The organism is Streptosporangium sp. NPDC049644, from assembly GCF_040675205.1.
GTDB lineage: Bacteria > Actinomycetota > Actinomycetes > Streptosporangiales > Streptosporangiaceae > Streptosporangium > Streptosporangium fukuiense.
In genome coordinates this window covers 20,004-28,260 of the sequence record NZ_JBFAOJ010000113.1, presented here as the reverse complement: position 1 = coordinate 28,260, position 8,257 = coordinate 20,004, and the positions used below count along the sequence as shown (strand labels likewise).

The following is an 8,257-nucleotide window of genomic DNA, read 5'->3' as shown; positions in this document are numbered from 1 at the left end:
TGATGACCGCGCTCGGCGACGCCGCCGCCAAGCGGGGCGCCGCGACCGGCGTCCTGGTGGCCACCCGGGTCCAGATCCCACGCCGCCACGCCGTCTAACGGGCACTTCCGGACAGCAGCCCTGTCCAGATCGCCCGAGCTTCACTGATCGAATAGATGAAGGTGTCGTGGACTTCGGGATTGCGGTCGAGTTGGACGGTTCGCCGGATGAACGCCTGTCCGCCACCCTCGTACAGCTCGTAGGCCGTGGCGCGGCACAGGCAGGTCCATAGCACCGAGCGAGCCCGCTCAAGCACCGAATCCGCGTACGGTTGCCGCCACTCCAACCGCACATGCCCTCGCTGAACCATGGCCACGTGCGGACTCACGCACTTATCAAGCAGGATCACAACGCGCCCCCGATGCCAGCTCGGACGGGGGATGAACCTCGCGCAACTCCGCATAGCGGAACGCGATCCGACGAGCGGCGCGGGCAACATCCATCGCCGGATGCCAGGCGTAGACGGGCCGGTAACGCCGGGCGTCCCAGCCGGTGCGCCACCAGTAGCGGTCATCCTTGCACCAGATGACCAGACCCACCCAGACCGACACCAGCGCCAGCCCGTACCCGTCGTGGACGTCAGCCTTGATGCCCTGTCGATCCAGATGGGTTCGGAGTTCTTCGGCGATGTCGAGCGAGGTCGCCGAGGTAGAGCCGGAACCGATCGTTGACGGCTTCATGCGCCCGTCCTCCAAGTCGTCACGTTGTGTAGTGGTGCGTTTACCAGCACGAACAAGTGAACCGAAGCGAATGGGATCTTTGAACTTCGCCGAAGGCCGTTGTAAGGACGTGTTGGCGACCATGGAAACGTCCCAAGAAGGACTTGAAACGTCCCGCAGGGTCTTGTCCACTGGGGACGTGAACGAACGCCTGCGTACGGCGATGCTGCGTCACGGTGTCGCACTGGAAGATCTGGCCGAGACCTGCGGAGTCGAGCCCAAGACCGTCGAACGGTGGATCAACACCGGCCGCATTCCGCATCGCCGTCACCGCTGGGCAGCCGCCAAGCTACTCACGGCCGACGAGACCTATCTATGGCCTGACGTGCTGCGACACAGCAACGCCCGCAAGGGGGAGGCCAACCGCTCCGAACTGCTGGAGATCTACGCCGACCGGGCGAGCGTTCCGCGTGAGCTGTGGCTACGCCTTCTCAGCGAGGCCCAAGAGCACATAGACGTCCTGGTCTTTTCCGGGACGTTCTACGCCCAGACGCAGCCGAAGGTGGCTCGCATGCTCACCGAGGCGGCTCAACGTGGTGTGACGGTTCGTCTGTGCTTCGGCGATCCCGGCTCCCAGTCCGTAGAGATCCGGGACCGGGAGGAGGGATTGGGAGGCACGCTCGCAGCGAAGATCCGTTCCTCTCTCACCTACTACCGGACTCTCACCGATCTCGACGGGTGCGAAGTACGGCTTCACGCGACGACGCTCTATGCCTCTCTCTTCCGCTACGACGACGAGATTCTCGTCAACCCGCACGCGTACGGCGAGCCCGCGTCAGCCAACGCGACCTTTCACTTCCGCCGACTCGACGGAGGAGCAGTCGCCGACCACTACATGACATCATTCGAGCGGGTATGGGCCGGGGCGGTGCCGTGGTCCGGTGCCGAGATCTGAGGGAGACCCATGGGACGCGTCGAGTTCTGGAACGACCCGAACGCACCGAAGGCCAACACCCTGGTTCCCGCATGCGGAACGGTCACCGTTGACGAGGCAGGCCGCATCCTCCTCCAGCGCAGACGCGACACCGGCCAATGGGCATTGCCGATGGGCAAGATGGAGATCGGTGAGACGCCCTCACAGTGCGCAGTACGAGAGACCGAGGAAGAGACCGGCGTCATCGTCGAGCCCGTGAGCATGCTGGGGATCTACTCCGATCCCGGCCACATCGTCGCCTACACCGATGGGGAAGTCCGCCAGGAGTACGAGGTGATGTTGATAGCCCGTCCGGCCGGAGGCCGGCCGAAAGCCAACGACGAGGCCAGCGACGTCCGATGGGTGGCCCCCGAAGACCTCCCATCCCTCGACATCCACCCGACCCAGTGGCGCCAGCTCAACGACTACCTGAACGGCGCATACCCGCATATCGACTGAGACCATCACCGCCCCGCCTCGTGTCTCTCCCGTTCTTTGGCGATCTTGCGTGCGGTGACGATGCTTTGTGGAAATGGACCAGGCCGCGCGTCTGGTACTCGGCGACCTTGGCATACGACGGGTGCAGGCGACATCGCAGCGCCGCCCGTGTTGATGCCCAGGGTACGGCGAGGACAGCTTCTCCTGGCATTGGCGCGTTCGACGGCTGGAGGGCCGCCGCCGATCACTTGCCGGGCTGGGGGGTCGTCACCGGGCAGCCCAGCTTCGGCTCGTCCGGGACGAGGACGTTCTCCCTGATGGTGAGAAAGGTGATCAGCGCCGCGATTCCCATCATCGCCGCGCTCACCAGCATCGTCGTGTGGAATCCCGCGGTGAAGATCGCAGGGGAGTCGAAGGCGTCGCCGGTCAGCCCGGTCAGCGGGGGGATCGCGGCCACCGCGAGCAGCCCGCCGGTCCTGGCGACGGCGTTGTTGACGCCACTGGCCACCCCCGCGTGCCGCTCGTCGGCGCCGGCCAGCACGGTCGCGGTGAGCGGCGCGACCGCCGCCGACAGCCCCAGGCCGAACAGGGTCGTCACGGGCAGCACGTCCACCACGTACGACGAGCCGGGGCCGATCCGCGACATCAGCAGCAGGGCCCCCGCGCAGACCAGGATGCCGGCCGTCATCGGCAGCCGCGGTCCGACGCGCCTGGCCAGCTCGCCCGCGCGCGACGACAGCAGCAGCATCAGGATCGTCACCGGGATCATCGCGGACCCGGCCAGCAGCGGGGAGAAGCCCGCCGACACCTGCAACTGGACGACCAGGAGGAAGAACACCACGCCCATCGCGGCGTACATGACGAACGTGACGACGTTGATCGAGGTGAACACCCTGGAGGCGAAGACCTCGACCGGTACGAGTGCGCTGGGCGAGCGCCTGATCTCCAGCCAGACGAACGCGGCGCCCAGCGACACGCCCGCCACGATCGGGACGATCTCCAGGTCGATCAGGCCGTAGGTGATCCCGGCCAGCGCCAGCGCCGCCAGCGCCGCGCCGAGCACGTCGAACCGGCCGCCTGCCGAGGCGTTCCTGCTCTCCGGGACGTGCCGCAGGGCGACCAGCACGACGAGCGCCGACAGCGGCAGGTTGATCAGGAACACCCAGCGCCAGCCGGCCGTCTCCACCAGCCACCCACCGAGCAGCGGGCCGATGGCCGAGGCCACCCCGCCCAGCCCCGACCACGCCCCGATCGCCCTGGGACGGTCCTCGCGGCCGAAGGAGGACTGGATGATGGCCAGGGCGCCGGGGGTCAGCAGCGCCCCGCCGATGCCCTGCAGCGCGCGGGCCGCGACCAGCGTCTGCACGTTGGGCGCCAGGCCGCACAGGGCGGAGGCGAGGGCGAACCAGACGACGCCGATCAGGAAGATCCTGCGCCTGCCGTACCGGTCGCCGAGCGAGCCGCCCAGCAGGATCAGGCCCGCCAGGGTGAGGGTGTAGGCGTTGACGGTCCACTGCAGACCGGCCATGTCGGCGCCGAGATCGGCGCCGAGCGCGGGCAGTGCCACATTGACCACCGTGCCGTCCAGCAGGGCGATGCCGGAACCGAGCACCGTGGTGAGCAGAACCCAGCGCCCCGCCGCGGAATTGAGACGGATGTGACCGTTGTCCATGCGGTCCATCATCGCCGAGCTTTCGCATCTGTCTGACCTGCGCACATGATTCTTGAAGTGTCGTGCACCTCTGATAGGACAGGTTCTGTCGTGTCACGCCTGACGGGAGTCTCCGATGGACTACAGCGAGTTCAACGACGATGTCGACGGTCTCTACCGTGGGGAGTACGCGGGCCTGCCCATCGTGAGCCTGCGTCCGCCGGGAGCGCCCATGCCCGCGGCGGGCGAGGCGGCGTGGCGACTCTCGGTCCGCGTCCACGACGCCAAGGAGACCTTCGAGGAGCACTTCGCGCGCTTCGTCGAGACCGTCGACACCACCGAGGTCAGGGCGATCATCGTCGGCGGCTGGGGCGAGGCCTACGAGAACGACGCCTCGGGCCCCATCCGGCTGCTGGCCGAGAACGCGGCGCGTCTCCCCGCGCTGCGCTCGCTCTTCTTCGGCGCGATGCCGTCGGAGGAGTGCGAGATCTCCTGGATCGTGCAGAGCGATGTCACCCCGCTGCTGGAGGCGTTCCCGCTGCTGGAGAGGCTGGAGGTCCGGGGCGGCACCGAGCTGGCGCTGCGGCCCGTCCGGCATGACAACCTCAGGATCCTCCGGTTCGAGACGGGCGGCCTGCCCCCCGCCGTGGCCAGGGCGGTCGGTGAGGGCGACTTCCCCGCGCTCGAATACCTGGAACTCTGGCTCGGGGCGGAGAACTACGGCGGAGACACCACGGTGGCCGATCTGGAGGGCATTCTGTCCGGCGAGCGGCTGCCCGCGCTCAGGCATCTCGGTCTGCAGGACAGCGAGATCCAGGACGAGATCGCCGCGGCCGTCGTCTCGGCCCCGGTGCTGGCCCGGCTGGAGTCGCTCGCCCTGTCGATGGGCACGCTCACCGACGCGGGTGCCGAGGCGCTGCTGGAGAGCGGATCGCTGACCCACCTCAGGCGGCTGGACCTGCACCACCACTTCCTGAGCGACGCCATGGTCGAGCGCCTCAGGACGGCGTTCTCCGGCGTCGAGCTCGACCTGTCCGAACAGGAGAAGCCCGACGACGACTGGTATTACGTCGCGGTCTCCGAATGACCGCGCTCGCCGTCGTCGGCACGCCGGGGGAGCGGCGGGTGACCATGTTCGCCGACGCCTGCGTCCGGCAGGGGTTGCGCGAGCCCGCGGTGCTGCCGTGGACGTCCGTGCTGCGCGGTGCGGAGATCCGGATCGAGCCGGAGACGCTCGTGCGGATCGACTCGCCCGGGGAGGACGCAGAGACGGACGAGCTGCTGCGCGGAGGCGGCGAGCCGTCCCGGGTCGGCGGCGGAGCCCGCTGGTACGCCGCGTTCGTCGCCGGGGCGGCGCGGGTCCGCGAGGCCGTCGTCCGGACTCCGGGGGCCGTGCTGCTCGCCGACGTCGAGGACGTCTCGGTGATGTTCGACAAGCGGCGCTGCCACGCCAGGCTGTCGGAGGCCGGGGTGCCGGTGCCGCCCGCGCTTCCCGGACCGATCCGCGGCTATGCCGAGCTGCGCGAGCGGATGGGCGAGGCCCGCTGGGGGCGGGTGTTCGTCAAACCGGCCCATGGCTCGTCGGCCTCGGGGATCGTCGCCCTGCACGCGTCGGGCGACCGGGTCAGGGCGGTGACCTCGGCGGAGCTGACCTCCGGGGGGCTGCGCAACTCCCTGCGGGTCAGGTGCTACGAGAACGAGTCCGACCTGGCGGCGATCGTCGAGGCGCTGGCCGGGGACGGGCTGCACGTCGAGCGATGGTTTCCCAAGGCGAGCCTCGGCGGGCGCGCGATCGACCTGAGGGTGGTCGTCGTGGACGGCAGGCCCACCCACGCGGTCGTCCGTGCGAGCCGGGGCCCCATGACGAACCTGCACCTCGGCGGTCTGCGCGGTGACCTCGGCGAGGTCAGGGCCGGACTCGGCCCCGAGGGATGGCAGCGGGTTCTGGAGGTCTGCGCGCGGGCGGCGGCCTGCTTCCCCGGCAGCCTGACCGTCGGGGTCGACCTGATGGTCGGGGCCGACTGGCACGATCTCGCGGTGGCCGAGGTCAACGCGTTCGGCGACCTGCTGCCCAGGCTGGAGGGCCTGCCCGGTAGTGGCGCGGAGGGCCTCGACACCTACGGCGCCCAGGTCCGCGCGATCCTCGCCCGGCACCCGCCGCGGGGGACGGGGAGAACCGCGACCCGGGCGGTCCGGTGACCCCGGGGGCGAAGGAGAGGCCGGTGCGCGACATGAACGAGATCGTGGGCAGCCACGACCTGCTGCTGGTGACACTCGACACGCTCAGGTACGACGTGGCGGAGGAACTGCTGACCGCGGGGCGGCTGCCCACGCTGGCGCGGGCACTGCCCGGCGGACGCTGGGAGCGCAGGCACAGCCCGGGGAGCTTCACCTACGCGGCGCACGCGGCGATCCTCGCCGGTTTCCTGCCGACCCCCGCCGGGCCTGGGCCGCATCCCCGCCCGTTCGCCGCCGCGTTCCCCGGGAGCGAGACCACGGCTCCGGGCACCTGGGTGTTCGACGCGCCCGATCTGCCCAGCGGGCTGGCCGGGGCGGGCTACCACACGGTCTGCGTCGGCGGGGTGGGGTTCTTCAACAAGCTGACCCCGCTCGGGTCCGCGCTGCCGGCGATGTTCGCCGAGAGCCACTGGGAGCCGGGATTCGGGGTGACCTCGCCGAACTCGTTCGAGGCGCAGATCGCGTGCGCCGAGCGGGTGGTCGCGCGGGTGGACGGTCCGGTGTTCCTGTTCGTCAACGTGTCGGCCCTGCACCAGCCGAACTGGTTCCACCTGCCGGGCGCCACTCGCGAGCACGGTGACAGCAGGCGAAGCCACGCCGCCGCGCTCGAGCACGTCGACCGGCACATCGGCAGGCTTTTCTCGCTGATGAGCGAACGGCGACCTGGATTCGCGATCGTCTGTTCCGATCACGGCACCGCCTACGGTGAAGATGGATATGTCGGGCACCGGATCGGTCACGAGGTCGTCTGGACCGTGCCCTACGGTGAGTTCACGATGGAGCGGGGACAATGGCGGTGACCTCAGGTTCAGGCCGGGGACAGGACACGGCGGACGCCGGGCGCGGTCCGTCTCCGGTGCGGCCCTTGCTGTCCATGGAGCCCGCGTCTCCGGCGCGACCGGACGCCGAGATGTCCCCGGACGCGGGCCCGTACCAGGGTTACGTCTACGCCTACCCGCACAAGACCGCCTACCGGCCGCTCGATCCGCGTCCGCCACTGGCGGAGGTGTGGGCCGGGGAGCCCGCAGACCGCCTCTTCCTCTACCTGCACATCCCGTTCTGCGAGATGCGCTGCGGATTCTGCAACCTGTTCACCCGCACCGGCGCCCCCGCCGAGCTGGTCGACGCCTATCTTGGTGCGCTGGAACGCCAGGCGGGTGCCGTACGCGACGCCCTGAACGCTCCCCGCTTCGTGGCGGCGGCGGTCGGCGGCGGCACGCCGACCTACCTCGACGCCGCCGAGCTCACCCGGATGTTCGACCTCACCGAGCGGGTCATGGGCGCCGACCTGCGGGCGGTCCCGATGGCGGTGGAGACCTCCCCGGCCACCGCGACGGCCGACCGGCTCGCGGTCCTGGCCGAACGGGGGACGACCCGGATCTCGATCGGCGTGCAGAGCTTCGTCGACGCCGAGGCCCGCGCGGCGGTCAGGCCGCAGAGGAGGCAGGAGGTGGAGACGGCGCTCGGCCGGATCCGCGAGGCCGGGTTCGAGACGCTCAACCTCGACCTGATCTACGGCATCGACGGGCAGACGGAGGCGTCCTGGCGTTACTCGCTGGACGCCGCGCTCGCCTGGAAGCCCGAGGAGATCTACCTCTACCCCCTGTACGTCCGCCCGCTCACCGGTCTCGGCCGCCGGGCCCGCGACTGGGACGACCACCGGCTCACCCTCTACCGCCAGGGCCGCGACCATCTGCTCGCCGCCGGGTACGAGCAGATCTCGATGCGGATGTTCCGGCTGCCGGGGCGGTCGAGCCCCACCGAGTACAGCTGCCAGAGCGACGGCATGGTCGGCCTCGGCTGCGGTGCCCGCTCCTACACCTCCCATCTGCACTACTCCTGCGAGTACGCGGTCGGCGCCGGCCAGGTGCGCGCGATCATCGACGACTACGTGCGCCTGGCTCCCGAGGAGTTCACGGTCGCGGGCGTGGGTTTCCGGCTGGACGAGGAGGACCGGCGCCGCCGCCATCTCATCCAGTCGCTGCTCCAGGCCGACGGGCTCGACCCCGCGGCCTACCGGGCCCGCTTCGGAGCCGGGGCCGAGGCCCACTTCGGTGAGGAGCTGGAGTGCCTGACGGCCGGGGGCCTGCTGGAGCGTGACGCGCCGCCGCCGGGCGGCGAAGGGGCGCGGCCCGGGTGGCTCCGGCTCACCGCCGAGGGGCTGGCCCGCTCCGACGCGATCGGTCCCGCGCTGTTCTCCGGCAGGGTCCGTACGCTGATGGCCCGGTACGAGGGGCGGTGACAGGCTTGGCCGGCCCA

Annotated in this window: 9 protein-coding genes; 6 read left to right on the top strand and 3 right to left on the bottom strand. The window is 70.1% G+C overall.

Annotated elements, in window-relative coordinates:
* Window positions 1–94 precede the first annotated feature (94 nt).
* On the bottom strand, window positions 95–388 hold the full coding sequence (locus tag AB0J58_RS38390) for a hypothetical protein (RefSeq protein ID WP_364225119.1): 294 nt from the start codon (window positions 386–388) through the stop codon (window positions 95–97).
* Entirely contained in the window at window positions 375–842 is a 468-nt protein-coding gene (locus tag AB0J58_RS38385; RefSeq protein WP_364225117.1) for a hypothetical protein, read from the bottom strand. Before AB0J58_RS38385 ends, AB0J58_RS38390 begins: the two co-directional genes overlap by 14 nt.
* 55 nt (window positions 843–897) lie before the next feature.
* Between AB0J58_RS38385 and AB0J58_RS38380 the strand changes: the two genes are divergently transcribed.
* Together AB0J58_RS38380 and AB0J58_RS38375 are read left to right on the top strand one after the other, a co-directional pair.
* Window positions 898–1,653 (top strand): XRE family transcriptional regulator, encoded by a 756-nt coding sequence (locus AB0J58_RS38380; RefSeq protein WP_364225115.1) that lies wholly within the window; start codon window positions 898–900, stop codon window positions 1,651–1,653.
* A 9-nt stretch (window positions 1,654–1,662) separates the two neighbouring features.
* Entirely contained in the window at window positions 1,663–2,130 is a 468-nt protein-coding gene (locus AB0J58_RS38375) for an NUDIX domain-containing protein (RefSeq protein WP_364225113.1), read from the top strand.
* A gap of 223 nt (window positions 2,131–2,353) precedes the next feature.
* On the opposite strand, the gene AB0J58_RS38370 is transcribed toward AB0J58_RS38375, so the two are convergent.
* A complete protein-coding gene (locus AB0J58_RS38370; RefSeq protein ID WP_364225111.1) occupies window positions 2,354–3,781 on the bottom strand; it encodes an MFS transporter in 1,428 nt (475 codons plus the stop codon).
* Window positions 3,782–3,896: 115 nt separating this feature from the next.
* Between AB0J58_RS38370 and AB0J58_RS38365 the strand changes: the two genes are divergently transcribed.
* The 4 genes from AB0J58_RS38365 to AB0J58_RS38350 all read left to right on the top strand — a co-directional run bounded on the left by AB0J58_RS38365 (window position 3,897) and on the right by AB0J58_RS38350 (window position 8,240).
* Entirely contained in the window at window positions 3,897–4,847 is a 951-nt protein-coding gene (locus tag AB0J58_RS38365; protein WP_364225109.1) for an STM4015 family protein, read from the top strand.
* Window positions 4,844–5,959 carry an STM4014 family protein gene (locus AB0J58_RS38360; protein ID WP_364225107.1) on the top strand — a complete coding sequence of 372 codons (1,116 nt, stop codon included), beginning with the start codon at window positions 4,844–4,846 and terminating at the stop codon, window positions 5,957–5,959. The genes AB0J58_RS38365 and AB0J58_RS38360 overlap by 4 nt, the downstream gene beginning before the upstream one ends.
* 32 nt (window positions 5,960–5,991) lie before the next feature.
* Window positions 5,992–6,798, top strand: a complete 807-nt coding sequence (locus AB0J58_RS38355; protein ID WP_364225126.1) for an STM4013/SEN3800 family hydrolase — start codon at window positions 5,992–5,994, stop codon at window positions 6,796–6,798.
* A 74-nt stretch (window positions 6,799–6,872) separates the two neighbouring features.
* Entirely contained in the window at window positions 6,873–8,240 is a 1,368-nt protein-coding gene (locus AB0J58_RS38350; protein ID WP_364225124.1) for an STM4012 family radical SAM protein, read from the top strand.
* The last annotated feature ends 17 nt before the right edge of the window (window positions 8,241–8,257 follow it).